Annotated in this window: 26 protein-coding genes, 1 tRNA gene and 1 other RNA gene; 9 read left to right on the top strand and 19 right to left on the bottom strand. The window is 66.7% G+C overall.

Annotation, left to right across the window (positions count from 1 at the left end):
- Nucleotides 1-150 precede the first annotated feature (150 nt).
- The gene (locus MKAN_RS12940) at nucleotides 151-996 is read left to right on the top strand and encodes a patatin-like phospholipase family protein (RefSeq protein WP_036394409.1); all 846 of its coding nucleotides are present in this window, start codon (nucleotides 151-153) and stop codon (nucleotides 994-996) included.
- Nucleotides 997-1,107: 111 nt separating this feature from the next.
- Here MKAN_RS12940 and MKAN_RS12935 read toward each other — a convergent pair whose 3' ends face one another.
- Nucleotides 1,108-1,692 (bottom strand): hypothetical protein, encoded by a 585-nt coding sequence (locus MKAN_RS12935; protein WP_023368747.1) that lies wholly within the window; start codon nucleotides 1,690-1,692, stop codon nucleotides 1,108-1,110.
- 238 nt (nucleotides 1,693-1,930) lie between these two features.
- Between MKAN_RS12935 and MKAN_RS12930 the strand changes: the two genes are divergently transcribed.
- Complete coding sequence (locus MKAN_RS12930; protein WP_225722892.1) at nucleotides 1,931-3,598, top strand: multicopper oxidase family protein; 1,668 nt, start codon at nucleotides 1,931-1,933, stop codon at nucleotides 3,596-3,598.
- A 2-nt stretch (nucleotides 3,599-3,600) separates the two neighbouring features.
- On the top strand, nucleotides 3,601-4,338 hold the full coding sequence (locus tag MKAN_RS12925; protein ID WP_225722891.1) for a hypothetical protein: 738 nt from the start codon (nucleotides 3,601-3,603) through the stop codon (nucleotides 4,336-4,338).
- A 159-nt stretch (nucleotides 4,339-4,497) separates the two neighbouring features.
- Here MKAN_RS12925 and MKAN_RS12920 read toward each other — a convergent pair whose 3' ends face one another.
- Nucleotides 4,498-4,938: an MPT63 family protein gene (locus MKAN_RS12920; RefSeq protein ID WP_232336971.1), complete on the bottom strand. Its 441-nt coding sequence runs from the start codon at nucleotides 4,936-4,938 to the stop codon at nucleotides 4,498-4,500.
- Here MKAN_RS12920 and MKAN_RS32580 point away from each other — a divergent pair.
- Nucleotides 4,889-5,020 carry a hypothetical protein gene (locus MKAN_RS32580; protein ID WP_257789002.1) on the top strand — a complete coding sequence of 44 codons (132 nt, stop codon included), beginning with the start codon at nucleotides 4,889-4,891 and terminating at the stop codon, nucleotides 5,018-5,020. The genes MKAN_RS12920 and MKAN_RS32580 overlap by 50 nt on opposite strands.
- Before the next feature lie 109 nt (nucleotides 5,021-5,129).
- Here the strand turns inward: MKAN_RS32580 and MKAN_RS12915 are convergent, their stop codons facing one another.
- The 3 genes from MKAN_RS12915 to MKAN_RS12905 all read right to left on the bottom strand — a co-directional run bounded on the left by MKAN_RS12915 (nucleotide 5,130) and on the right by MKAN_RS12905 (nucleotide 6,998).
- Nucleotides 5,130-5,864, bottom strand: a complete 735-nt coding sequence (locus MKAN_RS12915; protein WP_023368743.1) for a Crp/Fnr family transcriptional regulator — start codon at nucleotides 5,862-5,864, stop codon at nucleotides 5,130-5,132.
- A 247-nt stretch (nucleotides 5,865-6,111) separates the two neighbouring features.
- A complete protein-coding gene (locus MKAN_RS12910) occupies nucleotides 6,112-6,690 on the bottom strand; it encodes a peroxidase-related enzyme (protein ID WP_023368742.1) in 579 nt (192 codons plus the stop codon).
- Nucleotides 6,687-6,998, bottom strand: coding sequence for a hypothetical protein (locus MKAN_RS12905; RefSeq protein ID WP_023368741.1), 312 nt, complete (start codon nucleotides 6,996-6,998; stop codon nucleotides 6,687-6,689). The genes MKAN_RS12910 and MKAN_RS12905 overlap by 4 nt, the downstream gene beginning before the upstream one ends.
- Before the next feature lie 132 nt (nucleotides 6,999-7,130).
- Here MKAN_RS12905 and MKAN_RS31135 point away from each other — a divergent pair, with 132 nt between their 5' ends.
- A complete protein-coding gene (locus MKAN_RS31135; RefSeq protein ID WP_165800753.1) occupies nucleotides 7,131-7,274 on the top strand; it encodes a hypothetical protein in 144 nt (47 codons plus the stop codon).
- 74 nt (nucleotides 7,275-7,348) lie between these two features.
- Here the strand turns inward: MKAN_RS31135 and MKAN_RS12900 are convergent, their stop codons facing one another.
- The 9 genes from MKAN_RS12900 to MKAN_RS12860 form a co-directional block, all read right to left on the bottom strand.
- Nucleotides 7,349-8,326, bottom strand: coding sequence for an SDR family NAD(P)-dependent oxidoreductase (locus tag MKAN_RS12900; protein WP_036394411.1), 978 nt, complete (start codon nucleotides 8,324-8,326; stop codon nucleotides 7,349-7,351).
- Between the two features lie 57 nt (nucleotides 8,327-8,383).
- Nucleotides 8,384-9,103 carry a cutinase family protein gene (locus MKAN_RS12895; RefSeq protein ID WP_023368738.1) on the bottom strand — a complete coding sequence of 240 codons (720 nt, stop codon included), beginning with the start codon at nucleotides 9,101-9,103 and terminating at the stop codon, nucleotides 8,384-8,386.
- 65 nt (nucleotides 9,104-9,168) lie between these two features.
- Nucleotides 9,169-9,342: a CsbD family protein gene (locus MKAN_RS12890; protein WP_023368737.1), complete on the bottom strand. Its 174-nt coding sequence runs from the start codon at nucleotides 9,340-9,342 to the stop codon at nucleotides 9,169-9,171.
- Between the two features lie 105 nt (nucleotides 9,343-9,447).
- Nucleotides 9,448-11,061 (bottom strand): PPE family protein, encoded by a 1,614-nt coding sequence (locus MKAN_RS12885; RefSeq protein ID WP_023368736.1) that lies wholly within the window; start codon nucleotides 11,059-11,061, stop codon nucleotides 9,448-9,450.
- Nucleotides 11,062-11,088: 27 nt separating this feature from the next.
- Nucleotides 11,089-12,891 carry a PPE family protein gene (locus MKAN_RS12880; protein ID WP_023368735.1) on the bottom strand — a complete coding sequence of 601 codons (1,803 nt, stop codon included), beginning with the start codon at nucleotides 12,889-12,891 and terminating at the stop codon, nucleotides 11,089-11,091.
- Between the two features lie 28 nt (nucleotides 12,892-12,919).
- Entirely contained in the window at nucleotides 12,920-14,749 is a 1,830-nt protein-coding gene (locus tag MKAN_RS12875; protein WP_023368734.1) for a PPE family protein, read from the bottom strand.
- A gap of 69 nt (nucleotides 14,750-14,818) precedes the next feature.
- Nucleotides 14,819-15,880, bottom strand: coding sequence for an NAD(P)H-dependent amine dehydrogenase family protein (locus tag MKAN_RS12870; RefSeq protein ID WP_036394414.1), 1,062 nt, complete (start codon nucleotides 15,878-15,880; stop codon nucleotides 14,819-14,821).
- Between the two features lie 94 nt (nucleotides 15,881-15,974).
- Complete coding sequence (locus tag MKAN_RS12865; protein WP_023368732.1) at nucleotides 15,975-17,105, bottom strand: hypothetical protein; 1,131 nt, start codon at nucleotides 17,103-17,105, stop codon at nucleotides 15,975-15,977.
- Nucleotides 17,102-18,421, bottom strand: a complete 1,320-nt coding sequence (locus tag MKAN_RS12860; protein WP_023368731.1) for a hypothetical protein — start codon at nucleotides 18,419-18,421, stop codon at nucleotides 17,102-17,104. Before MKAN_RS12860 ends, MKAN_RS12865 begins: the two co-directional genes overlap by 4 nt.
- 84 nt (nucleotides 18,422-18,505) lie before the next feature.
- On the opposite strand from MKAN_RS12860, the gene MKAN_RS12855 reads away from it, so the two are divergent.
- A complete protein-coding gene (locus tag MKAN_RS12855) occupies nucleotides 18,506-18,925 on the top strand; it encodes a hypothetical protein (RefSeq protein WP_023368730.1) in 420 nt (139 codons plus the stop codon).
- 3 nt (nucleotides 18,926-18,928) lie between these two features.
- Here MKAN_RS12855 and MKAN_RS12850 read toward each other — a convergent pair whose 3' ends face one another.
- From MKAN_RS12850 to MKAN_RS12840, 3 genes are all read right to left on the bottom strand, one after another.
- On the bottom strand, nucleotides 18,929-20,314 hold the full coding sequence (locus MKAN_RS12850) for a CHAT domain-containing protein (protein ID WP_023368729.1): 1,386 nt from the start codon (nucleotides 20,312-20,314) through the stop codon (nucleotides 18,929-18,931).
- On the bottom strand, nucleotides 20,311-22,053 hold the full coding sequence (locus MKAN_RS12845) for a hypothetical protein (protein WP_036394516.1): 1,743 nt from the start codon (nucleotides 22,051-22,053) through the stop codon (nucleotides 20,311-20,313). The genes MKAN_RS12850 and MKAN_RS12845 overlap by 4 nt, the downstream gene beginning before the upstream one ends.
- A 62-nt stretch (nucleotides 22,054-22,115) precedes the next feature.
- Nucleotides 22,116-22,553: a lipoprotein LpqH gene (locus tag MKAN_RS12840; protein WP_080674234.1), complete on the bottom strand. Its 438-nt coding sequence runs from the start codon at nucleotides 22,551-22,553 to the stop codon at nucleotides 22,116-22,118.
- A 179-nt stretch (nucleotides 22,554-22,732) separates the two neighbouring features.
- Between MKAN_RS12840 and MKAN_RS12835 the strand changes: the two genes are divergently transcribed.
- On the top strand, nucleotides 22,733-23,461 hold the full coding sequence (locus MKAN_RS12835) for an enoyl-CoA hydratase/isomerase family protein (protein ID WP_023368726.1): 729 nt from the start codon (nucleotides 22,733-22,735) through the stop codon (nucleotides 23,459-23,461).
- 1 nt (nucleotide 23,462) lies between these two features.
- Here the strand turns inward: MKAN_RS12835 and lucA are convergent, their stop codons facing one another.
- Both lucA and MKAN_RS12825 read right to left on the bottom strand, forming a co-directional pair.
- The gene (gene lucA, locus MKAN_RS12830) at nucleotides 23,463-24,323 is read right to left on the bottom strand and encodes a lipid uptake coordinator LucA (RefSeq protein WP_023368725.1); all 861 of its coding nucleotides are present in this window, start codon (nucleotides 24,321-24,323) and stop codon (nucleotides 23,463-23,465) included.
- A 90-nt stretch (nucleotides 24,324-24,413) separates the two neighbouring features.
- Nucleotides 24,414-24,502 (bottom strand) — tRNA-Ser (locus tag MKAN_RS12825).
- 77 nt (nucleotides 24,503-24,579) lie between these two features.
- Between MKAN_RS12825 and ffs the strand changes: the two genes are divergently transcribed.
- Nucleotides 24,580-24,676, top strand: an RNA gene (gene ffs, locus MKAN_RS29660) — signal recognition particle sRNA small type.
- Between the two features lie 87 nt (nucleotides 24,677-24,763).
- Nucleotides 24,764-26,041 (top strand): aspartate aminotransferase type Ic, encoded by a 1,278-nt coding sequence (locus MKAN_RS12820; protein WP_099185017.1) that lies wholly within the window; start codon nucleotides 24,764-24,766, stop codon nucleotides 26,039-26,041.
- Nucleotides 26,042-26,115: the final 74 nt, after the last annotated feature.

Here is a 26,115-nt window from a genome sequence, read left to right as displayed (position 1 = left end):
GCACAGCCGAAAGGCTCGACGCGAGCCACCCGTTGGTCAGCATGCTGACAGTCATCCCCATGGTCGCCAAGGCTCGATCGCGTCAGGTAGATCCAGGTCCGGCCCCTTCCAGCTGCTGGAGATGTCATTGGGCGTGCTATTAGGTGAACTATGACGACAGCGTTTGTGCTCTCCGGCGGCGGGAGCCTCGGGTCTATTCAGGTGGGGATGCTCCTCGGTTTGGCCGAGAGCGGAATCGCCCCGGAACTGATCGTCGGCACGTCCGTCGGAGCCGTCAATGGCGGTTGGGTGGCGTCGCGTGCCGATGTCGAGGGGATCCGCGCGCTGGCCGACCTGTGGCGGTCGCTGTCGAGACAAGACGTGTTCCCCACCCGACCGATCGTGGGGCTGCTGGGCTTTCTGGGGCTGCGCTCCAACCTGGTCCCCAACCACGGCCTGCGGCGGCTTCTCAAGGACCATCTGCAATTTCCCCGGCTTCAGGATGCGCCGGTACCGCTGCATGTGGTGGCCACCGACGTGCTTTCATGCCACGACGTCCTGCTTTCGTCGGGAGACGCGGTCGACGCGATCACGGCCAGCGCCGCCATTCCAGCCGTCTTTCCACCGGTGAACATCGACGGGCGCGAACTGATGGACGGGGGTGTGGTGAACAACACCCCGCTGTCGCACGCCGTCGCGCTCGGCGCCGATCTGATCTGGGTGCTGCCTACCGGCTACCCGTGTGCGCTGCCCAAAGCACCACGGGGGGCGCTGGCGATGGCGATACACGCCTTGACCCTCGCCATCAACCAGCGCCTGGCCCTCGATGTCGCCCGCTATGAGAAATCAGTCGACCTGCGCGTCGTTCCACCGCTGTGCCCGCTCGGCGTTTCACCAATCGACTTCTCGCACACCACCCGGCTCATCGAGCGATCCCATGACAGTACCCGCGAGTGGCTGGCGTCGAGCCGGCCCACCGTTGGTCAGGCGGACTTGCTTGCGCCGCACCGGCATTGACCGCCGGTAGCCCGAGAATGCCGGCCGGGATCGCGCACCGGCTCGAAAACTGTTGTCGCCAAGGGGTTCACCCGCCCTCGAAGGCGAACCCCGTCGCAAGGCTGGGCGGCGCTAGACCGCCGGTTCGTATGGCCGGCGCGGCCATGTCGGACTGCGCTCCGGATCGGAGTCGCGGGTCACGTCGGTACGGGCCTCGTCGCGGGCGTTGGCAGGAAGAGAGGTGTCGGTGCACCACCAGGCATCACAGAGTTTGGCCCACCATTGCGGCACGGGTAGCGGTGACGCGCCGCAGGTGACCACCCCGTAGCTATCCGGCTCGCCGGGAGGTCCGGGTGTCGACGTCACGTATTGATCCACCATTGCGGCGACATTGTTGTCGACGTCGATCTCGCAATGCACATTTCCCGAATACGGCGATGGGATGCTCACTTGCATACCAGCTTTCGTCGCATCGGCCAGCATGGTGTTGGTGCTGAATTCGCGGCCCGTTGCGCTCAACGGGGCCGTAGCGGTGTAGGTGTCGTTGACCATGTAGATCGCCCGGGCGCTCGAAATCGGGGCATCCACCTTCACGATGTAGGTGACGTTGTGCGGGTTGTGCGGGTCGGCCTGTGCGGCCGCGGGGGTCAGCAGCCAGCCGATGGCAGCGCCCGTCACAGCGGCGATCACCGCCCAGCTGCGCGTGGTGGGGATCATGACGGCAGACAATACGCTCCCGCCCGCCATGTCGGCCAGGTTTTTCCGGTCGTTGCCGCAGCGTTGCCGACGAGGTCCGGCGGCTGTCCGGGTGCGCGAGTTCTTTCAACCGAATAGTCATGTGGATGACACTCTTGCTATTCCGCTTCTGGCCCGGATAACGATCTAAAAGAACGGCTTCTGCATACCGCTTGGGTGGGTTACGCTCTGCGGACTTCCACGACGACAAGGATCCGCAATGGCATCTGCATCCCTCCGGCGTCGCCTGCAGCGAAATCCTTTGGACCGCAGGACATTTCTGGCCGCGATGGCCGTCACGGCCGGCGCGGGTCTGATCAGGAGTGCCGGTCCGGCGCGAGCCGGCGCCGAAGAGCTTCGTGATTTGCCCGAGGTGTCCAGCGAGAACGGTGTCTTGGACTACACCTTGGAGGTCGTGACCAACCCGGTAGAGCTGGGTGGTCGCCAATTGACTTTAGAGACGTACAACGGCCAGTTTCCCGGACCTATTCTGCGGATACGGCAGGGGGACAACCTACGAATTCTGCTCAAGAACCGCATCGTTCCGGTGGGCATTCCCACAAACAACGTGTTCATGGTCCCGTACTGCGCGTCCAAGTCCAACGACCCCCGCTTCGACACCCGACGAGCCTGCCTCCACGATTTCTGGAATAGGTGGGAGCGCAGGGCGACCATCCTGCAGGAGCTGGTCGACACGAACCTGCACACCCACGGGCTGCAGGTGTCTCCGGAGGATCCCGGGGACAACGTGGGACTTCAGCTGGGCCCGCTGCAAGACCACCAGTACAGCTACAACATCGCCGCCAACCAGCCGACCGGACTGCATTGGTATCACCCCCATTTCCACACCGCCACCGCCCATCAGCTGTGGAACGGGCTGTCCGGCCCCATCATCGTCGAGGGCGACATTGACGCGATACCCGAGATTGCCGAAATGCGAGAGCGAACCATCGTCGTCAACGAGATGTGGATCGCCGACGACAGCGCCGAGGTGCCGTTCGCCGTGGTGGTTCCGATGGCGGGTCACGCGCCGTTTGAATCCATACCCGCGGTGCCGTCGTCCATGTACTACCCCCTCAACGGCCAGTTGCTACCGGACGTCAGCATCAAACCGGGTGAGGCGCAGCGCTGGCGGTTTCTCAACGCGTGTCCGCATCGGTCGATCTGGCTACACGTCGAGGGCCACACCTTGCACCAAATCGCCACGGACGGAACCCCTTACCACACCCCGAGACCCCGGCCGAACATCATGCTGGCTGCCGGCAACCGGGCCGAGTTCATCATCAAAGGGCGCGAGCCCGGCCGCTACCGGATCTACGCCGCCGCCTATGACCAAGGCCATCCCGGTGGCCCACGCCCCGCAATGCCGTTGGGCACCTTGGTGGTCAACGGGAACCAGGTCACCAGCCGGATGCCAACGACTCTGGTGGATCCGCCGCAGATGCCGAACCTGCCGATCGCGCGGCGCCGCACCATGGTGTTCTCCGGAGACATCACCGGCCGGACCGGCATGGGAGTGCAATTCCTCATCGACGGAAAGGAATTCGACCACCAGCGGATTGACACCGAGGTCGAGGCGGGCACCATCGAAGAGTGGACGCTGATCAATGAGGACGTCTTTCAGCATCCGATTCATATCCATGTCAACCCGTTTCAGGTCGTCGACATCCACGGCATCCCATCCGGCGACACCAGCTGGCAGACCGAACCGGATGTGTGGTGGGACACCTTCCGGCTACCCCCGTTCGGCCGATACACCCTGCGCATGTATTTCCGCCCCGACGTGACCGGCATGACTGTTTATCACTGCCACATCCTGCCGCACGAAGACAGAGGGATGATGGGCCTGCTCATGATCGATCCGCCCGGACAGCATGCGATGGAGTGACCATGCACCGCCCACTTGTTATCGCAGTTGTGCTTTCGACATTGTCGGCCGTCGGCCTGGCAACCGCCGACCCCTCGATGCAACCCATGGAGAGCGAAGGCCGCTACACCTTCAACCAGCAGCATCGGGACAATCTCAGTTGGTGGAACCGCACCTGGGTACCGCAGCTGGTCCCCAAGGGCGCACTGCTTGAAGTGCAACTCCCCAGCGACCCGATCCACTGGATTCCCTACGGCGAACCGGACTGTCAGCCGAGTCCGGGCTGGGACTGGGCGGAAATCAGCGGTTCGTGGTACCCGGATGGGCCGCCACGGCACCAGCGGGTAGCCGTGGAACTCGAAGGTCAGCACACCGTTCCCAACCAGAACCGCTACCGGGAGTCGGCAAACCCATACGAACTGCCGGGCGTATATATACCCTTCGACAAACGGGTGGACGGCAGCTCGACCATCACGATCTTCGACTACCACCTGCTGCCCGGACCCTCCGACGATTATTGGGCCGGAAGGGGTTTGGCAACAATCTGCCTGCGGCCGGACCCGATCCCCGACGACGTCAGAGTGCTGGGCTTTCCGCCGGACACGCCGCCCACCTACGTGCTGACGCTTGTCGTCGGCGTGCGGCAGGCCTCCTACGGGGGCGGTCTGCCCCCGACCCCGCTCCCCTTACCGCCGATGGTCAGCCTCGAGCCGGACGGGCCGGCGGCGCCGACCGAGCCCGGCGCCGAGGAGCATGGCTAGCGTTCCTGCGGCACGTGGCGACAAGCCACCGGACCGGGCAGGGGCGTGTCGGCTCAGCTGGGCGCAGGGCCGGTCGGATGCGGCCCAGGAAGCGCCGTGGGCCCGCTGATGGACGTCGTAGTCGAACGGGAGCCTTCAGGCTCCCGTTGCGATGTCGGTTTATGGCCCCCAAATCATGAGGTCTTCCATCCCGTTGTTCATCGTGACGGTGGTGGGCGAAGGGCCGGTGACGTCGAAGTGGATTTTTCCGGTTGATTGCGCGCCTTCGGGAATAGTGGCCCCACTGATGTTGGACGGCGAAGAGACAAACCACAGAACGCGGTAAGCCGCTTGGTCGGGAGCGACTGCGTTGAACTGCGAAATGGCGGGAGTGACGCTGCCCCGAATCGCCTTGACGGTGGCCGTCGCTTCCCAAAGCTTGCCGGCCACCTGGTAGCCCGGCGTTTCATCGCTGCTGGGCTGGAGGTTGCTGACCTTCCAGCTGAGCACGACCTGACCGACGGTGTCGGTCATCGTCAGTTCGCTGCCAAGTTTGCCGACCATGGGATAGGTGGCTGACGCGATCGGTGCGCTGGCGACCCCAGCAGTTGCCACGACCATGGTTGCGATTGCCGCCTGTATCAACGTGGTGATTTTCATGGTGCTCTCCTCGGTGGTTGGAGCGACGATGGTTTATATCTAAATCGCCTTTTGCGCATAAGACCACCGTTTTCAAGGATTGTTATCCGGCGCCACCAGCATCTCGGTGTCGGAACAGCGGTACTGCATGAATGGTCAGCCCGATCCGAAAGTCATTGCGTGCGAGCTCGCAACCCACCCTCGTCGATGATCTCGATGACGGCATAACCGACCCGGATCAACTGGTCGCGTTCAAAGTCCTTGATCACCTTGTTAATTGACGGACGCTGCACCCCGAGCATGGCTGCGATAGTGCGCTGGGCCAGCTCGACGCGGGCCTCGACGGCCTCGTCGAGCAGCAGCTGCGCCAGTTGAGCCGACAGCGGCCGGCCAAGCAACCCGATCAGTCTCGCCTGACTGGTCGACACTCGTTGCGCCACGCTCGACAGCCAACGCCGGGAAATCGCGGGGTGGGTGGCCAGCAGCCGATCGAACGCCTGCCGATCCAGAAACAGGCAGCTGGAATCGGTGAGCGCCCTTGCGGTGTAGGGCGGCGGCATGTCGAGCAGCAGCGGGATGTCGCCGTCGACATCACCTGGACGGAGCACATCGACCACCACACGCCGCCGCCCGGAGCCGACCGCGAGCTCGATCCGTCCCTGCCGCACAATGCACACCCCGCCGGCAGCGCGGTCGGCCAGAAAGACGACAGCTCCCGGGGAAAAGTCTCTGGCTTGCAGGTTTTCGGCCAGAGCCGACACGTCGCTTGGGTGCAGTGGCGCCGACGCTCCGCGGCCCACGCACCGTGCCACCCAGGCCGCGTGCCGGACCTGCGCCTCCGAGACCCGCTGGGCACCGCCCAGCGCTTGCACGAGATGTCTGAGCGGACTTGCCGGGTGGTCTGACATCGCGCCTCCTTCATGCACCGCCGATCATGTCACCCGGCCGGCGATCCTGACCGCACGGGGGCTGGCGGGATCCCGGCCGAACCTTGGTGACGTCAATGGGTCCCGGCGGACCGGCCACGCACTCACGCGGTCACCGCGCGGCTTGCGGCTCGCCCGGGTCGGTTGGTAATCACCTGCACCCCAACTGTATTCGCGCAGACTCGCCAGCCTTGCCGTGGCAGCGGTGAAGCAAGAACAGCGAGTTGGCTCAGCGGTAGCCCACCCTTAGCAGAACGCGAGCGTTGAAAACACGACCGGAGGCTGTCGGTAGCGCGAAGTCGAGACCGTCGGCCACCCGATTGATCGTGTTGAACAACGCGCAGATCTCGATCGCGTCGCGGATGGCCTCGGGACTTACCCCGGCATCGAGGACCGCGCGCACATCCGACGATCGGACTTCATCGGGTGTGCGGGTTAGCTTTTCCAGCAGGCCCAGGGTCGCCCGCACCCGGTCGTCGACCGCGGCGGTACGCCAATTCCTCAGCACCGCAACGGTTGTAGCGGGATCGAGGACAGCTGAAGCGACCGCCTCGTGGGTGATGGCGCAGAATTGGCAACGGTTTTGCTCCGAGACAAAGGCCGCGAACAGCTCGCGCTCCCCGACGGTCCACGGCGACGGGCCCCGCAGCAGCGCCTGAGCCAGTGCGAAGAACGGCTTGCCGAAGAACCGCGGACGGTAATGGCGCACCTTGATGATGTCGGGTACGTCGCGGCCGGTCGCGGCCCGTAACGCCGCGAACGCCAGGCGGGTGGCGAACCGGCCACGCGCGACGCTCTGCAGCCTCACCGCAACGCCTCGTTGAGGGCGGACATACCCGCGTGCAGGCGGCTGTCACCCGCGCCGAGCGACGCGGCGATGGTCACCTCGAATATCTGCTCCTCGGAATAGCCTGCCCCGCGCATCCGCTCGATGTCGCCGTCCAGCACGCGGTAGGCATGCCGGCGCAGCTTGCCCATATACGCCGTCAACGGCTCGGGCAGGTCATCGCCGTGGTAGGCGGCCCGCCGAAGGGCCGGATCCGTGTCGGCCGGGGCCTCGAGAACAGCCCGGCGGAGTTTCTCCCGCAGACGTGGGTATCGGCCGCTGATCGACACCGCGCACCCCTTTGTTCGTGGGCTGGTTGTGGGCGCCTGTGTGGCCGACCTTAGCCGGGGTGATCCCGCTACGGGTGCTGTTCGGCTACGGGACGCGCGCATGCCGGGGGTCCGCCTGTCACCATGGAGTACGTGACCACCGCGATTGTGGTGACGGTGCTGGCGCTGGTAGGCCTCGGCATCGTGATCAACGAACTTCTCCGGCTACGCACGTGGCTGAAGAATTCGCCCGCCCCGCCGCCGGAGGGGGACGACACAGAGCCCCCTGGCGGTTGACAGGTTGATTCGCGTCGAGATCGCCGCCAGCGTCGTGGACCGGCCGGCAGGCTCGAGTGATCGATGCCACCGGCTCAGGCCCGCAGGGCGGCGACCGTATCGGCCAATGTCGTGCGCGGATCCCGATAGGTGATGCCGAGTTCGTGCTCGGAGGGTGAGTCGTCGGACTCCGGCATCTGGGTGTAGTACTGCATCCCGGCGGCGGTGAACGGGTTGTCGAACGGCAGGTACGGACCGGCCAGGTCCAGCAGTGTCCCCGCGACGCGCAACACGGTGTCGGGAACCGGGACGCTCACCATCGGAGTCTCGGCTACCTGGCCGAGCATCTCGGCCAACTCCGCCACCGGAATCCGGTGTCCGCCCACCATGTAGCGACGGGGCCCACGCCCCGGCTCCAGCAGTGCGGCATGCACCGCGGCCACATCGCGGACGTCGATCACCAACCACGCCGCTCGCCGGCCGGGGATGGTGTGCATCTGCAGCGCCGCTTTGACTCCTTCGCCGGCCTCACCGAATTGGTCCCCGACGGGCGGCCCGAGAACCATGCCCGGATAGGTGATGTTCACCGGCGCGCCGGCGTCCTGGAGGCCGCGCGCATAGATTTCGACCTGCGCCTTGGAGGTCCCGTAGCCGTCGGTGCCACCGACGACGGGCAGGTCGGCGGTCAGCGTCTCCAAGTCGGGATGAAAGAGCGCCGTGAAACTGGATACGTGCACGATGGGATCCAGCCCCAGTTGGACGGCCTGCCCGAGGACGTTGCGGGCGCCCTCCATGTTGGTGCTCAGCATCTGCGGGGTCTGGCGCGGATCGGTGGCAACCAGCGCGGCACTGTGTACGACGGCGTCGCATCCGGTCAGCGCCTCACGTACCGAGTCGCGGTCCTTGATGTCTGCGACCACGAAGTCCGATACGTCGACACCCAATTTGGCGACTGTTGTCTGCAGCTTCGCCGGATTTCGGGCCAGGAAGCGGACCGAATGTCCGGCATCGGCAATGGCCTTGGCGGTCCAGCCGCCGACGAACCCCGTACCTCCGGTTACCAGAACATGCATGGTGCGATTCTGCACGTTGGGCGGACCGACGTGCGGCCGGGGCGGGCCTAGTTTTTTCTAGAGGTGACGCGCCGCGAAATCCGCGCCCTGAGTTGTCATGCCGTTCATCGCATATGAGACGTGCGCCACCGGATCGTTGCCGCCGCCGCAAACGGCGTCGCCGTTGGCGCACAACTCGATGGTCTTGGGCCGATACAGCGGCCCGATGGTGATCGGCGGAGCACCGTACCGAGCCAGGAATTGATCCGACGGTGTTCCGAAAAGAGTAACCGCGGCAACGTGATTGGCGATCTCGGCCGGCATCGGCGCGGGCACCGCGGCCGCGGGGACGCCGGGCGGCACGGCAGCGGAGGTGACGTAGCCGGCCACGGCCGCGCCCTGGGAGTATCCGCCCAGGATCTCCCGGGTGCCGGGACAGTTGGCCGCCATGGATTCGATGTGCGCACTGGCGTCGCGAACCCCGTCGATGACCGTTAGCGGGAAATCACTGCTGGAAAAGTCGGTGCTGGCCGCATAGTTGATCGCATAGACCTCAAGTGACCTGGAACCGATCTGCGGGCGCAGCGCCTCGACGAAAGACGCTCCGATGCTGCCGATGCCCGGCGGTTCGCCGGTGCCGCGGGCGAACAACACCTCGACGTCGGGGCATGGCTCAGCAGACGCTGCCGGGAGCTGGGCTGCCGGATTCAACGCGGCACACGCGCCGACCGCGGCGGCGGCGCCGACTCCCAGCCGCCGCGCCCGGACCAATTTTTCCGCTAGCCAGCGATGACCCATCGCGGTCCCTCTCTTTTCGTTTGGTTCCGTTGGGTTTCCCGTACGGCCCGCAGGTCGAAGACCGCCTATTTCCGGAAGGCGTCCTTGACCTTCTCGCCCGCATCTTTGAGGCTGGCCTTCGCCTGGTCGACCCGGCCTTCCTCCCTGGTGTCCTTGTTGCCGGTGGCCTTGCCGATCGCCTCTTTGGCGCGCCCACCCAAGTCCTCGATTTTGTTCTTCAGCTTGTCCTCTGCACTCATTGTCCCCGCATACCCGGTAATGGGCGAGGGTGAAACCTCCGCTGCAGACGGCGGCGTTGGCGGGCATCAGGCAGGGCTGGCGGCCTGGATCCTGGACGTGACCCGTCAGCGGAAGAAACCCGACTGCCCGGACCCGGTGTTGAAGCCGCCCGAACTGGTGTCTCCCGTGTTATGCAGGCCCGAATTCTGGCCGCCGTCACCGGAATTCACCCAGCCTGAGTTCCGGCCGCCGTCTCCGGAGTTGAACAGGCCCGAGTTGGACCAACCGCTGCCCGAGTTGAATGCCCCGGTGTTGTTGCCGCCGAAGTTGGCGAATCCGGAGTTGAGCCCGCCCGAGTTGAAGAAACCCGTGTTGAAGTTGGTGCCGGAGTTGCCGATTCCCGATTGGGCCGTGCCCGAGTTGAAGAAGCCCGAGTTGCCGGTCCCGGTGTTGCCGAAGCCCGAGTTCGACACCGATTGGTTGACAGCACTTCCGATGCCGCTGTTGAAGCTGCCCGCGTTGAACAGGCCGGTGTTGGAGTCACCGGAGTTGCCGAGGCCGGTGTTGATGAATCCGGCGTTGAAGTCGCCGGTGTTGAGCACGCCCGAGTTGAAGTGACCCGTGTTGTGGTTGCCGGAGTTGAAGCTGCCCGCGTTGAACTCACCCGCATTGGCAAATCCCGTGTTGTGTTGTCCGGTGTTGCCGAAGCCGGTGTTGACCCCGGCGCCGACGCTCGAGTTGCCGATCCCGGTGTTTCTTTCTCCCGAATTGCTGATGCCGGTTCCGAGCTGGCCGGAGTTGAAGAGCCCGGTGTTGGTGTCACCGGAATTGGCGATCCCGAAGTTGCCGCTGCCCGAATTGAAGAAGCCGACGTTGCCGCTGCCGGAGTTGCCGAAGCCGACGTTGCCGGCGCCCGAGTTCAGCCCGCCGACACCGATCTGGTTGGTGCCGGTGAGCCCGTTGCCGACGTTGCCGTTGCCGCCGGCACCTGCAAGCCCGGCGTTTCCAAAACCCACGTTGTGGTCGCCGAAGTTGCCGCTGCCCACGTTGAAGTTCGAACTAACCCCCAGGACGTGGTTTCCGTTCCCGCTGCCCACGTTTGCGTTGCCGAAGTTGCCGCTGCCAAGGTTGGCGTTGCCGGTGTTGCCGCTGCCCACGTTTGCGTTGCCGATGTTGCCGCTGCCGAGATTGTGGTTGCCGATGTTGCCGCTGCCGAGATTGTGGCTGCCGATGTTGCCGATGCCCAACTGCGCGGCGACGGCCGCCGCCCCGGCACGGTAGTCGGCCATGGCCGCGACATCCTGAGCCCACATCCGCTCGTAGTGGGCTTCGGTGGCCGCGATAGCCGGGGCGTGTTGCCCGAACAGGTTGGTAAGCACCAGCGACACCAGTCGGGTTCGGTTGGCAGCCACCAGCGTTGGGGGTACCGACGCAGACCGGGCGGCTTCGTAGCCGGCGGCCGTCGCTAGGGCTTGTTCGGCTGCCCGCTGGGCGTGAGCCGCCGACGCGCTGAGCCAATCTGCGTACGGCACGGCGGCCGCGGACATGGCTGCTGCTGCTGATCCGAGCCAGGATTGACCGGCCAACGTGCCGATAACGGAGCCGAAAGAGCGTGCCGCCGTGTCTAATTCACTGGCCAGCCGGTCCCAGGCCGCCGCTGCGGCCAGCATCGGGCCAGTCCCCGCACCGGCGAAGATCCGTGCCGAATTGACCTCCGGCGCCAACATCGAGAAACTCATTGTCCGTGTTCCCTTCCGCCCGCACCGTCAGCGGAAGAAACCCGACTGCCCGGTGCCGGTGTTGAAGCCACCCGAGCTGTTGCCACCGGTGTTATGCAAGCCCGAGTTGCTGCCGGTGTCACCGGAATTGAAAAAACCGGAGCTCAACGCGCCGCTGCCCGAGTTGAAGAAGCCGGTGACACCAAAGCCCGCGCCCGCGTTGAAGAACCCGGTGGCACGGCCGCCGCCACCGCGATTCCAGAAGCCGGAGTCCAGGCCCAGGCCGCTGACATTGCCTATGCCGGAGCTGTTTACGCCGTCGTTGAAGAACCCCGAGCTGCCGGCGCCCGAATTGCCGAAGCCCGAGCTGGGCCCGGGCTGGTCCGCCGAGCTGCCCAGCCCGGTGTTCAGCTCGCCCGCGTTGAACAGGCCGGTGTTGATGCCGCCGGAGTTGGCCAGGCCCGTGTTCAACGGGCCCGAATTGAAGTAGCCGGTGTTGATGAAGCCCGAGTTGAAGCCGCCGGTGTTGTGGTTGCCGGAGTTGAAGCTGCCGGCGTTGAAGGAGCCCCCGTTCGCGAAGCCGGTGTTGTGGTAGCCGCCGTTTCCGAAACCGGTGTTGACCCCGCCGAATGCGCCGGAACCCGAGTTCGCGATGCCGGTGTTGGTGTCTCCGGAGTTCCACAGCCCCGTGTCGACCTGGCCCGAATTCGCGATGCCGTAGTTGCTGAGCCCGGAGTTGGCGATGCCGACGTTTCCGCTGCCGGAGTTGAAGAACCCGATGTTGCCGGTGCCCGAGTTGAACAACCCGATGTTGCCACTGCCCGAATTCAGCCAGCCGGTAAGGTTGATGCCGCGCTGGTCGTCGCCGGTGAGCCCGATGCCGATGTTCCCGTTGCCGGTGTTGCCGAAGCCGATGTTGTTGTTGCCGCTGTTGCCCAGTCCCCAGTTGCGGTCGCCGGTGTTGCCGTAGCCGGTGTTGACGTTGCCGTTGTTGCCGGACCCCACGTTTTGGCTGCCGTTGTTGCCGTTGCCGAAGTTCTGACTGCCCAGGTTTCCGTTGCCGACGTTGGCGTTACCCGCGCTGCTTCCCGCGCCCGAATTGCCGAACCCGACGTTGTAACTGCCGTTGTTCCCGCTACCCACGTTGAAGTTGGCCTGCACGGCGTCGAGGAAGTTGCCGTTGCCGCTGCCGAGGTTGGAGTTGCCGAAGTTGCCGCTGCCCAGGTTGGTGTTGCCGAAGTTGCCGCTGCCGAGGTTGGTGTTGCCGATATTGCCGCTGCCCAGGTTGAAGTCACCCGTGTTGCCGCTGCCCATGTTGAGCGAGCCGATGTTGCCGAGGCCGAGGTTGATCTGTGGCAACTGCGCGGCTACGGCCGAAGCCAGCGCGTGATAGCCCGACATCGCTGCCGCATCCTGAGCCCACATCTGCTCGTAGCAGGCTTCGATGGCCGCGATCGCCGGCGCGTTTTGCCCGAACACGTTGGACCACACCAGCGACACCAGCCGGCTGCGGTTGGCAGCGACCAGCATCGGATGGACGGTTGCCGCCCGTGCGGCTTCATAGCCGGCGGCGGCAATCCGGCCTCGACCGGCCGCCTCCGCTGCCGCCGTCGCGGCCGTAGTGAGCCAGGCCGTGTACGGCGTTGCCGCCGCGGCCATCGCCGCGGCCGCAGGGCCGTGCCAGGATTGACCGGCCAGTTCGGCGGTTACTGATCCGAATGAGCTTGCCGCTGCGGACAATTCATTGGCCAGCCGGTCCCAGGCCGCCGCTGCGCTCAGCATCGGAGCCGTCCCCGCACCGGCAAAGATCCGCGCCGAATTGAGTTCCGGGGGCAACATCGAAAAGTTCATCCCCAAGACCCCTTTCCGGCAGGATCCGTCAGCGGAAGAAGCCCGACGTTCCCGGGTCGCTGTTGAAGCCACCCGAGCTGGTGCCGCCCGAATTGTTCAGCCCCGAGTTGCCGCCGGCGGCACCGGAATTGAAGAAACCCGAGTTGAACCCGCCGCTGCCCGAGTTGAACATGCCCGAGTTCACCCCGGCCGAACCTGAGTTGAACAAGCCCGTGTTGCCGAAGCCCGAATTCCACAGGCCGGTATTCCGGTCGCCCCAGTTGAAGAAGCCAGTGTTGAAGGTGACCGGCGAATTCCCGATGCCCGAGCTGTCGGCGCCGGTGTTGAAGAAGCCCGAGTTGCCGATTCCGCTGTTGCCGAAACCTGAGTTCAGCACCGGCTGGTCGACCGTACTGCCCACACCGGTGTTGTAGCCGCCGGAGTTGAACAGGCCGGTGTTCTGGCCCCCCGCGTTGGCGTAACCCGTATTGACGTTGCCGGAGTTGAAGCATCCCGTGTTGAGGAAACCGGAATTGAAGCTGCCCGTGCTGTGATTGCCGCCGTTGAACGAGCCCGCGTTGAAGTCGCCGGCGTTGGCGAATCCCGTGTTGTGTTCCCCGGTGTTTCCGAAGCCGGTGTTGGACCCGGCAAGCGGGCCGGCGCCCGAGTTTCCGATACCGGTGTTCCTGAAGCCGGAGTTCCCGATACCGGTGTCGAGGAGGCCCGAGTTGGCGAGCCCGGTGCTGGTGTCACCCGAGTTGCCGATACCGAAATTGCCGCTGCCCGAGTTGAAGAAGCCGACGTTGTTGCTGCCGGAATTGCCGAATCCGATGTTGCCGCTGCCGGAATTCAGGCCGCCGATACCGATCTGGTTGCTGCCGGTGAGCCCGATGCCGATGTTCCCGTTTCCGGTGTTGCCGAAGCCGACGTTGTTGCTGCCGCTATTGCCCAGTCCCCAGTTGGCCTCGCCGGTATTGCCGTAGCCCACATTGGCGTTGCCGTTGTTGCCCGAGCCGACGTTGTCGTTGCCCGTGTTGCCGCTGCCGAGGTTGTGGCTGCCGAGGTTCCCGTTGCCGACATTGCCGTTGCCTGCGGTGCTCGACGGCCCGGCGTTTCCGAAGCCGACGTTGAAATCGCCGAGGTTCCCGCCGCCCACGTTGAAACTGGACTTGATTCCCAGAAGCACGCTTCCGTTTCCGCTGCCCAGGTTGGTGTTGCCGACGTTGCCGCTGCCGAGGTTGCCGTCACCGGTGTTGCCGCTGCCTCCGTTGGCATTGCCGGTGTTGCCGCTGCCGGCGTTGCCGTTGCCGATGTTGCCGTTGCCGATGTTGAGGTTGCCGAGGTTGCCGATGCCGAAGTTGATCTGCGGCAGCGCCTGGTGGGCCAGCTGCGCGGCCGCCGCGGAAACCTGTGCGTGATAGCCCGACATGGCCGTGACATCCTGGGCCCACATCTGCTCGTAGTTGGCTTCGGCGGCCGCGATCGCGGGGGTGTTCTGCCCGAACAGGTTGGACAGCGCCAGCGACACCAGCTGGCCGCGGTTAGTCGCGACCAGCACCGGATGCACGGTGGCTGCGCGCGCGGCTTCGTAGCCGGCGACCGCTTCGCGCGCCTGCTCGGCCGCGCGCTGAGCGTGGGCCGCGGCCAGGGTGAGCCAGCTTGTGTACGGGGCGGCCCCGGCGGCCATGGCCGTTGCTGCGCGGCCGAGCCAGGATTGACCGGCCAGGGTGGCGGTGGCCGAGTTGAACGAGCTTGCCGCTGTGGCTAATTCGTCGGCAAGCCGGCCCCAGGCCGCTGCTGCGGTCAGCGTCGGGCCCGAACCCGCGCCGGCGAACATGCGCGCCGAATTGACCTCCGGTGGCAGCACCGAAAAGTTCATCCCCGAGACCCTTTCCGCCCAGAACTCTACGATCGTGGCCGGTGCCGGGGAGCCGGATCGCGCTATTTGCTATTTGCTGCGCGGCACGCCCCCGCGGGGCAGTGTCAGGAGAAGGTCGTTGTAAGTGGCGATGCCGGGCGCCGCGGCGACGACGGCCGGGATCGCGTTGACCACGGGCATCGCCGTCATGATGTGGCCGAGCACCATGAAGTCGGCGATCGTCTCGGCCTGGAAGTAGGGCGGCGGCAGGAAGCCGATCTTGGTGGTGACGGTCGGTTGCCCGTCGACCTGGATGACCCAGCCGTCCTGGTCGATCTTCCAGTCGGGCTCGAGGGTTTGTCCCTTGCGCCAGCGGACATTGAGCTCGACGACCGTGGTGCCGTCCAGCACGCCCTGCCAGCTGGCGTGGACACCCGCGACGCATCCCGCCGGGATGGTCCACGATCCGAGATCAAGGTCGGCCGTGGTTTGGGCGTACTCGGCCACGCAGCGCACGTCGTCGAGTTCGACCCCCAGCGCGTCGGCGACCAACCGGACCGCTTCGCCGAAGACGGCCGTCCCGTGCGCGGTCATCGCGGGCAAGTCCGGGTGGTCGATCGGCTGGCCGAAGCCGACCGGCTTTTCCGTTGCGGGGGAGTCGTAGAACGTGGTGTCCGCGGCCTCGTTGACGGTGATCTTGTCGATGCGGTCGCAGACCATCGCGGACACGATGGCCAACAGCTCGGCAAAGCCGGGGCTGACGCCGGAGCCGAAGATCGTCGAGCGGCCCCGCCGGCACGCGTCCAGAATACGGTCGCGGTCTGCGCCCAGGTTGTGCCCGGTGATAAAGGCCGCGGTGGTCACCACATTGACGCCGGCAGACAGGATGCGCACCAGTTCGTCGACGTTCTTCCACATCGGGTTGTAGACCACGCAGTCCGGCTCGAGGCCCAGCAGTGCGTCGACGTCGTTGGTGGCGGCCACACCCAGCGGGTCGATGCCGCACAGTTCGCCGGCGTCACGTCCGACCTTGTCGGGGGACCAGGCATAACACCCCGCCAGTTCCAGGGCCGGGTTCGCGGCGATCGCCCGCAGCGCGCTCTTGCCGACATTCCCGGTGGTCCATTGCACGACCCGATAAGTTCTTGGCACTCGCTCAGCATAGGGACGCGGCCGGGCCCGGCGACAGTGAATCTGGCGACGCGACGCGCGCCGGTGGAAGCGCGTCGTGAGATTCACAGTCGGCTCAATACGCTGACTCGCTGGCCAGAATTTCGGCGAGGAAGGCGTTGGCCGGCGGTCGGTCCAACCGCGCCCGCACCCAGTGGCGGACCCGATCGCGAGTGTGTCGCGACTCTTCGATGTCGGCGCCGATCACCACCGATGTCTGCGGCCAATCATGGTTCCAGGCAGCAGCTTCCGCCATCGCGTGCTGGTGCGCATCGGCGAGCTCGAGGGTGGCCCGGCCGCCGGCGTCTAGGGCCCCGGCGCCGCTGACCTCCCCGGAGTGCACCCGTACCGGGACGCCGGTGGGCGCATCCGGCCCGACGACGGCCGCGCGTATCACCGCGACAACGCCCGGACCCGCCGGCTCGACACTCCAGTCGACGGTGTCCTCGGCCGCATCGAAGATTCCGGGCGGCACCGCACCCCAGTTGATCGACGCCACGCCCCGGCCGATCGACGCCGCACCCCGCGGAGCCGCATCGGTGCCGGCAGCCAGCGCGTAGTCGTCGCGGCGGCCGCTCGGAAGCGTCGCGATGACTGCCGAATCATCAACTGCCGCAGACAGTTCCGCCCAGTCACTGCCGTCGATGCCCGCCACGTCGGCGAGCCGGGCGGCGGCGCCCACCAGTTCGAGGACACGTCGATCGTCGGTGCGCAGGTGGGAAAGCAACGTGGCTGGGTGCGGTGCCAGCAGCGCAGCCACGTCCGAATCCAAAGTGTCGTCGGTGAAGAAAACCTGCGCGCCCGCCGTCAGCAACGCCACCTCGGCGTCGAGCAGCGCCCGGTCCAGTCCGGCGATGCCGTCGCGCTGACTGGCGGGCCACCAGCGCCGCAGCCAGTGGCCCAACGCCAGCCTGCGCAGCGGGGTCGTCGACCCCGACACCACGTCGACACCGGTGAGCTCGAGGTCACCGTCCGGATGCGTGGTCAGCGCCGATGCCAGTGCTACATGACCGGTCTCGCCGACCACCCGCCACAGCCAGTCGGCGCGCGACACGTCGGTGAAGGCGATGTGGGTCGCGGTGTCGTCGGGCGGGTCGTCGATGGTCCACGACAACACCGCGCCACTGACTTCCAGCACCGCGGTGAGCGGTGCCGCCCGCTGAGCCGGGCCCGTCGTCCACAAGCCGGATTCGGCGACCAATCTCATCCCGCCACCTGCAGTTCCAGCATTGACTTGATCCGTTGCCGGTGGTCGAGGCTGACCGACCGGGCGACGCCTTCCAGCAGGGACCGCACGTCGTCGACGTCATCGCAGGGCTCCTGCCAAACGTCACGTCCGTGCAACCGGGCCCACAGCCGGCTCAGGTAGGGCTGCGGGTAGGCGGCAAGGTCGTCGACCACCTGACGCTGCCGCGGGTGGATCGGTCCGCCTTCGGCGAGGTAGCGCCGGGCGTGCAGGACATACGCCTCCTTACGCAACCTGGACTGGATCTGCGCGGCCAGTGCGTAGCGGTTGGTCGTCGACCGGTCCAGGGGCGCGAGCTCGACCGCGACCTCGATGCCGGCCACCAGCGTTGCCTGCTTGTCCTCGGCCAGCAGTCCCCACGGGGCACAGGCCCGGTCCACCTCCTCGGCGCACAACAGCGGCACATCGGGCAGCGCGTCGCGATCCAGGGCACGTCGCAGTGTGGCACGTACCCGATCCACCACCGTCCGGTCCAGTGGGCGGTCGCTGTCCGAGCCGCCGATGACCTGTGGGCTTCGTTGCGGTGCAACGGAACTCAGTCCCAACGTCACGATCGACCACGGCAGCTGAGCATCGTCGACGCGGGCCAGCGCGCCCAGGTTGTACGGGGTGGCATCGGAGATCAGGGCCCACCAGACGCGCTGGCGGGCGGCGGCTGCGCTGTGACCGGTGGCGGCACCCAGCACGGTGCCCAACCCGGCCAGGAACGGCTCGACCACGATGTCGCCGGCGCGTATGTCCCGCCAGCTGCGGTCGAGTTGCGCAGTCAGGGCCGCGACCACCGTGGGGTTCGACACGTATTCGTTGAGCACCTCGATGGCGGTGCGGTCCCGGCCCCGATGCACCTGGTGCAGCACTGCGGCCGCGGTCTCACGATCGTCCGGTGCGGGTGGTCCTTTCGTCACCGCCAGCTCGAAACAGACCGGGAAGTACAGCTCCTGGGCATTTCCGCTGCGAATCCGCAGCCGGCGCCGCTCTAGTTTGAGTACCTCGAACCATGCTGCCGTGCACCGTAATTCGGGACCGCAACCGACGATCAGGTCGCTCATTGCCGTGGCCGTGCCGGGGTCGACGACCGGGGCCGAATACTGGGGATTAGAGCGCAACCGCAGCACCAGCGGATCGATGATGCGTTTGACGGTGCGGCTCAACGGGCCGCCGTCATCGCTGCTGAGCACCTCGACACCGGGACCGATTGCGCGCCACGCCCGGTCGATCACTGCCCGGCGGGGGTGACCCACCGCGACGGCCGTCGCCACCCGCGGATCCGCGCTCATCTCGACAGGATAGGGGTATGTGCGGCCAGAGTGATAACCCGAAAGTTGGGTTCGGTAGCCGATCGCATGCCAGAGCCTGGTGGCATGAACACGTCGAAGCTGCCGGCCGTCATCGCCGAGATCGCGCTGATCGCAACCACCCTGCTGTACCTGGTGTTTCACTGGTCGTGGCTCGCCCTCACCGGTGTTGCTCTGGCCGCGGCGACGGCGGTGTTCGTCGGCCGGCTCGCCCGCGGCTCCCGCCCGGCATCAGCAGACAGCCGTACCGTCGGGGTGGGCACCGTGCGCGCGGTCGGCGTCGGGGAGCGCCAGATCTGGATCGAGGTGGCCAGCGTGCACGGCGACACATTCATCGGCCGACTGGTGCGCGACGACGACTCCGACGAATCGGCGTTGCGTCCCGGCCTGGTCGTCCTGGTGGCGTTCGATCCCGCTGACCGCGAAGCGCTTTCGCTGCCCGACGACGTGCTGGCCGTCCGCGCTCGCGGGCTGAGCGTTGCGTGACCGTCAGCGCGCGCCGTCCACCGCGAAAGTGACCAGGGCTGCCCAATACAGCGGGCTGGCGGTGACGTCTCCGGCCCGCCAGCGTCGCATCTGGTCGCGCTGCCACCGATTGACGGCGCATCCGGCGTCGACGTTCTCGTGGGCCCGGTCCACGGCGGCGACGACTTCGGCCATTGGGTCGGCCATCGGGTCGGCCATCGGGTCGACCAGATCGTCACCGGCGGTCCCGAATTGGCGATAGGCGGCCGTGGTGGGAAGCGACCACAGGGTGGCCGTCACCAGCTGTGCCCCACCGAGAATCATCGCCGCCACCAGGCCGGTAGCCTCGTCGAACCGGTAGTCGCCGCCCGACGCGCAGGCCAGCAGCGCCACCCGTGGCGGTATCGGCAACCGCAGGACCATCAGATCCGACGCGGTCAGTGGCCGGTGCTCGCCGACCGCGTCGGCATCGCCGGCGATCTCCGCCCGACAGGCCAGGTGCAGCGCGGCCCGGTCGGCCCGGCCCAGATCACTGTCGGCCGAACTCGCGTGCCCGACATACACGAGTCGACTCGGGCTTCGCGCCAGCAAGCCGGCTAGCCACCTGCGGTCGGCATCGCTGCGGCGGAACAACTCGACCGCCGCGTCGACCGCCGGCAGTACCGCGCGGCGGTGCATCAGCTCGGCAAAGTGCCGTGCCAGCGCAGTGTGCTCCGACGGGCGGCCGAGCACCGATCCCAGCGCGGAGTCGGGCCGCTGCCCGGGGACGCGGGGATCCAGTACCAGCACCGGCGGACCGTCATGCCGGGCGTCCCAGCCGGCCGGTGCCCGCGGCGCATTGACGATGTTCTGCGGCACCGCCAACAGCACGTCGACCAGCTCCATCAGCCGGTAGCCGTCGGTGTGCGCCGTGATATCGGCCAGCTGCCACGGGATGCGGGCGGCGGCCCGGCCGCTGGCGGTGATGGCCTCCTGCCGGGCCCGTACCAGCTCTTCCTTGCTGGGCCCGGATTTCGGCACCGCGAGCAGACCCCAGGGCACGCGTGCCAGACGGGCGCTGGGGGCGACGAACAGCACCGGGCGCGGCGACGACACGCACTCCGTCAGCAGCTGCCATCCCGGTGCGCCGATCAGCAGTACACCGAGGATGTAGGCGAGCGTCAGTTCGGCATCCGGCGTCGCGAACGGACCTGTGGCCAGTGCCCGTTCGATGGCATCGCGCCGGCTCTCCGAGCCGCGCGGCTCCGGCAGTGCGTCGGTGAGTTCGTCCAGAGCCGCCAGCAGAATCGGCTCTTCCACCACCCAGGCAACGGTTTTCGACGGCTGGCCGACGATCCGCAAGCTGGCGTAGGTGGCGATCCCGACGTCGGCGTATCGCAGGACCAGAGTCAGCCGGCCCGAATCGCTCATGGCCAGGTCGACCAGGCGGGTTCGGCGGCAGTGACGGCGCGACCATATCGCTGAAACGCCAGTGCGCGATAGTGACCCAGGATCGGCTCGGCATCCGGCTCCATCCGCAACGGCGGCAACGGCCCAAGCCGGGTCAGCGAGTTACCGGTTGGCGCCGGTGGACCCCCTGCAGCGAGGGCCGGCTCCGGCTCGGTGTCGGCCAACGCCGTTGCAGTGGTGGTCGACGCCCACTCGCCCATTGCCGGACGCTCCGGCGCCGCGTTGAAAGTGCCTCTGGCGCTGTGGTATTCGACCAGCTCGCTGACCAGTCTGTTGTTGTCCCATTCCCAGGCGACGGCGAAGGCGCCGGCCAGCATGGGTGCCGAGACATGGGCTGCCCACCGGGCTCTCGCGTCTGCGTCGGCGATCGAATAGCGCACCGAGTCGACCGCCAGCGCCGCGGGCACCTTGAGCTCGGCGGCCTGCTCGAGCTTGGTCATCGCGCGCCAGTATTGCGGGGTGCCGACCTCGCCCTGCAAGATGCCGAGCCCGTCGGCCTGCCGCGCCTCGGTCTCCTGCAATGTCTCCTCCGGGTCACCGGAGCTGTCGAAGCCCAGGTCCGCCAGCGCATCTGCCCGCCACACGGTGCCCAGGTGGTTGTCGAGTTGAGCGTACTGCAGCCAACTGCTGCGTGGTGAGGAGTCGAGCAGCTCGCGTGCCTGCGCGATCATCTCGACCGCTTCGCCGAAGCGGCTGCAGAAAATCGGTATCCAGCTGCGTTGCAGCAGAATACGGTGCAGGTGCAGCGGCTTAGCCAGTTCGCGCCAATGCCGTTCGGCGTGCTCCCAGCATTCGTCCGCGGCTTGTAATGCGCCGCTTGCCAACCGGGTAAAGCCAAGGTACAGCCAGCACCGGGCAACGTCGTGCGCCCGCGCATACCGGGCGATGACCGGATGCGCTTGCGAGACCAAGCGCTCGGTCGTCACGTGATCGCCGACCAGCCAGCTGGCCGCGGCAAGCTCCAATTGCGTTCTGGCCGAGGCTAACTCCCATCCGTTCGCCGCTGCCCGGGCGCCCGCCCGGCGCAGCCACGGCTCGGCCTCCGACAGGCGCCCGGTCTCGACGCAGAATCTGCCGTATGCGGTGGCCCCGCGCACCCACAGATAGTCGGCATACTCGTCGCCGGGGCCGCCCGGCCGGTTCAAGGTGTCAAGTACCTGCTCCCACAAGTGCAGCGATCTGGGATGCAGGTCGTCGTCACAGAGTGCATCGGCGCACATGATGCAGGCGTGGGTGAGCAGGGATGCGGCCTCGCCGGCAAGGTCGGGAAAGGCGTCGCCGGAGTCCGTGACCAACGCCGCCAACTCCGCCAGTTCCGTCCGGGCACCGTCGTGGTCGCCGCGCGCCGCGGCCAGGCCGGTGTGCAGCAACTGGGCGCGCCGCGAATAGCGGCAGACCATCCGCGCGATCTCGGCGTCGGACATCCGCACCTGACCGGCGGCCTCGGGCATGGTGCCGGCCAGAATCCCGGCGTAGCTGGCCACACAGTCGCGGATCCGCCGAATGCATTCGTCCACACCGTCATTCGCGGTCCGGGTCAGGTAGATCTCGCCGAGCTGCGCGAAAACCTCCAGCATGAGGTCGTCTCGATCGGCCTGCTCGATCCGCGGCATCAGGGACAGCAGCAGCTGCCGGGCACCCTCCTCGTCGGCGGCGAACGCCAGGCGCCGGGCGCGTTCGAGCTCGTCGGAAATCGACACGGCTGCATCATAAGTCCGGCCGGCGGACATGGAGGCACGTCCGCCGGCCGGGAGCTGCCGCACTAGCCGCACGTCACCTTGATGTTGAAGTCCTTGGTGATCATTCCGGCCATCGGGTTCTTCAAGTCGGCGCCCTGCGCCTGGCCGGTGATGGTGTAGGTCTTGCCGTCCACCGCGACCTTGGCCGAGCCCACCTTGGCGCCCATGTTGTCGCTGACGGACAAGGCGTTGCCGTCGACGACCAATGCCAGCGATTCGATCCGCGGAGACGCCTCGTCGGTCATCACCACCGCCAGCGCCTGCTGGCCACCGGCGGAGCCGCTGCCGATGTTGATCTTGCCGCCCTGCTTGACGCAGGTCACCGAGGCGGGGTTCAGGCCGGGAAGATCGGTGCCGCCCACCTGGACCTGGGTCCCGCCGCCGCCGGTGGAGACGCTCGATGCCGGGCTGGCCGTGTGGCCGCCACTGGAGCAGCCCACCAGGGCCGCGGCGCAGCCGATGGTTCCAATCGCAGCCGCGATGACACGTTTCACTGGAGTTCCTTCCCTCATGCGCCGCCCCGACGGCGGCGGCATGGCACCAAGTAGAAATCCGATCGGCTGCTACCGATCCCAACTATCCCCAACTATCGAAGGGACCCGGAAGCACGGCCGCCCATCCGTGGTGATGGAGTGTCAGTGTGATCGACATCCAGACCCTGGAAACCGTGCACGTGTTGACGCTCTCATCGGGGCGGGTGAACGCCCTCGACGTCGAGCTGCTCGGCGAGCTGACCGACGCCATCCGCCGGTCGCAGGGCCCGTTGGTGGTCACCGGCGCCGGCCGGGTGTTCTGTGCCGGCGTGGACCTCAATCGCGTGCTGGACGGCGGCGCCGGCTACACCGATCGACTGATTCCGGCACTGTCGGAGGCGTTCGAGGCGCTGTTCAGCTACCCGGGGCCGACGGTAGCCGCCATCAACGGCGCCGCCATTGCGGGCGGATGTGTGCTGGCCTGCGCGTGCGACCGGCGATTGATCAGTCCGGATGCCCAGATCGGGGCGTCCGAGGTGCGCGTCGGCGTGCCGTTCCCGGTCGCTGCGCTGGAGGTGATGCGCTATGCCTGCGGCGACCGCGCCGAGGAGGTGCTGCTGGGTGGCGGCACGTTCCTCGGGAGCGAGGCCGTCGCACGGGGACTTGCGCACGCCGTCGTCGACGAGGGCGTCCTCGAGGCGGCTGTCGCGGAGGCAGCGAGCCTTGGCGACATTCCGGCCGAGGCATACCGGCACACCAAAATCCAACTGCGGGCGCCCACGGTGGTGCGAATGCGCGAATCCGGCGACATCGACGACGGCATCCGCCGGCGCTGGGGTGCCGAGCAGACCCGGCAGGGGATCGCCGACTACCTGGAGCGTCTTCGCCGGCGCTGAGCTAATCCTCGACCGTGACCCCGCCGCGGGTGCGGGTGCGCCGGCGGCGGTGGGACGTCTTGCCGGTCGGGCGGCGGTTACGTATCGCGCTCCGCGGCTCCTCGGCGGCTTCAGTCTCTTCGGGCTCTTTGGTCTCTTCAGTCTCTTCGAGCTCTTCGGGCTCTTTGGTCTCTTCAGTCTCTTCGGTCGCGGGTGCTTCTTCGGCCGTTACCTCCGGCTCAACCTCAGCCGTAGGTTCCGGGGTTTCCGGCTCGGCCGGCTCATCTTCGGTTGCTGGGGTTTCGGCTTCGGTCGTTTCAGCGGCCTCGGCCTCTTCTTCGGCCTCGCCTTCTTCGGCCTCGCCTTCTTCGGTCTCGGCCTCTTCGGTCTCAGCTGGCTTCTTGCGGCGAATGCGCCGCTGCTTGGTCGCTTTCGGCTTGAGCGGTTTCGGTGGCGGCGGCGGCAATTCCGCGACAAACGACAGGTAGAACGCGAAGAACCCGAGCACCCCGATGGCGGCGGCGGCCCCATAGATCCCGAACAACCACTGTCCCGCGGAGTCCAGACTGAGCCAGATCTCGCTGATCGCGGTGCCGATGATCAACACGCCTGCCAGCACATGGGCAACGATCGACCAGGTTCTTATCGACAGCGCGAGCTGCGGGGTGCCGAGTTCCGGCTTGCGAGTGCGCAACAGGGTGAACACCACCGGCAGTGCGGCCAGGCCGATCAGCGCGCCCGCCACGATCCGCAGCGTCGTTCCCAATGCGTGCGAGGTCTCGCCCATCAGCTCGAACCAGCGGGGCAACACGAAATAGAAGTAGAGGAGGCCGGCGGCGATCGAAAACGACGCGTGCCAAACGACGGCCCACTTGCGGCGCATATGCCTCCTCATACTGGTTGGCACTGGTCAGCTTAACGTTGCCCCACAAGCTGGCCGGCCCACACGGTGTGTGTCCGCGCTGCGGACTCATGGCGGAGGATGCGGGATTTGAACCCGCGAGGGCTATTAACCCAACCCGCGTTCCAGGCGAGCGCCATAGGCCACTAGGCGAATCCTCCGCCGACATGGTAGCCGCTGGACGGGCCGGGTGTCCTGCGGCCGCCGTCGAGCGCGTCAGCCGGGGTACTAGACTCGCCGTTGGACCCCGCGCGGCGTCTATCCTGTGAACTCCCCCAGGGCCGGAAGGCAGCAAGGGTCAACGGGCTCTGTCGGGTGCGCGGGGTCCCCTCTGGTCAGGGGTGACGCAACCCGATCAAGACCTGCCGCATGACCCACGGTGTCACGGTTTTCAGGGTGTTTGATGGCGAAAGGGCCGCATGGTGTCGTTCGATTCCCTCAACCGTGACGAGTTGGCAGCGCTGCATGACCGCCATCAGCAGGCCTACGCGGAGCTGCAGGCCAAGAACCTGGCGCTGGATCTGACCCGGGGCAAACCGTCCGCCGCGCAACTCGACCTGTCCAACCAGCTGCTGAGCCTGCCCGGAGACGATTATCGCGACCCGGAGGGCGTCGACACCCGCAACTACGGCGGCCTGCACGGCCTGCCGGCCCTGCGAGCCATCTTCGGTGAGCTGCTCGGAATGCCGGTGCAGAACCTGATCGCGGGAAACAACTCCAGCCTGGAGTTGATGCATGACGTGGTCGCGTTCTCGATGCTCTACGGCGGCGTCGATTCGCCTCGGCCGTGGAAAGACGAACCGAGCGTCAAGTTCCTGTGTCCGGTTCCCGGGTATGACCGGCACTTCGCCATCACCGAGACGATGGGTGTCGAAATGATCCCGGTCCCGATCCTCGACGACGGCCCCGACGTCGACCTGATCGAAGAATTGGTCGCCGCCGATGCCGCGATCAAGGGCATGTGGACGGTGCCGGTGTTCGGCAACCCCACCGGTGTCACCTATTCCTGGGAAACCGTTCGCCGGCTGGCCCTGATGCGCACGGCGGCGCCCGACTTCCGCTTGTTCTGGGACAACGCCTACGCGGTGCACACCCTCACCCATGACTTCATCCGCCAGGTCGACGTGTTGGGACTGGCCGCCAAGGCCGGCAACCCGCACCGGCCGTACGTCTTCGCGTCCACGTCGAAGATCACCTTCGCCGGAGCTGGTGTCAGCTTCTTCGGCGGGTCGCTGGGCAACATCGCATGGTATCTGCAATATGCCGGGAAGAAATCGATCGGCCCGGACAAGGTCAACCAGCTACGGCATCTGCGGTTTTTCGGCGACGCCGACGGTGTGCGCCTGCACATGCTGCGCCACCAGCAGATACTGGCGCCCAAGTTCGAGTTGGCGCTGGAGATCCTGGATCAGCGGCTCCGGGATTCCAAGATCGCGTCCTGGACGGAGCCCAAGGGCGGCTATTTCATCAGCCTCGACGTGCTGCCGGGAACGGCCCGACGCACCGTGGCGTTGGCCAAGGACGCCGGAATCGCGGTCACCGAAGCGGGTGCGTCGTTCCCGTATCGAAAGGATCCCGACGACAAGAACATCCGGATCGCGCCCACGTTCCCGTCGCTTCCCGACCTGCGCAACGCGGTCGACGGGCTGGCTACCTGCGCATTGCTGGCTGCCACCGAGGCGCTGTTGGCTCGCAGCTAGCGCAACGTTGTCGACGGTGCGCTCAGGGCTTCCGCTGTGCGTCCATGGCGGCCATGACAGCGAAAATCCCGCCC

Source organism: Mycobacterium kansasii ATCC 12478 (genome assembly GCF_000157895.3).
Lineage (GTDB): Bacteria > Actinomycetota > Actinomycetes > Mycobacteriales > Mycobacteriaceae > Mycobacterium > Mycobacterium kansasii.
The sequence above is the reverse complement of the archived record's forward strand: the minus strand, read 5'-3'. Positions and strand labels throughout refer to the sequence as shown.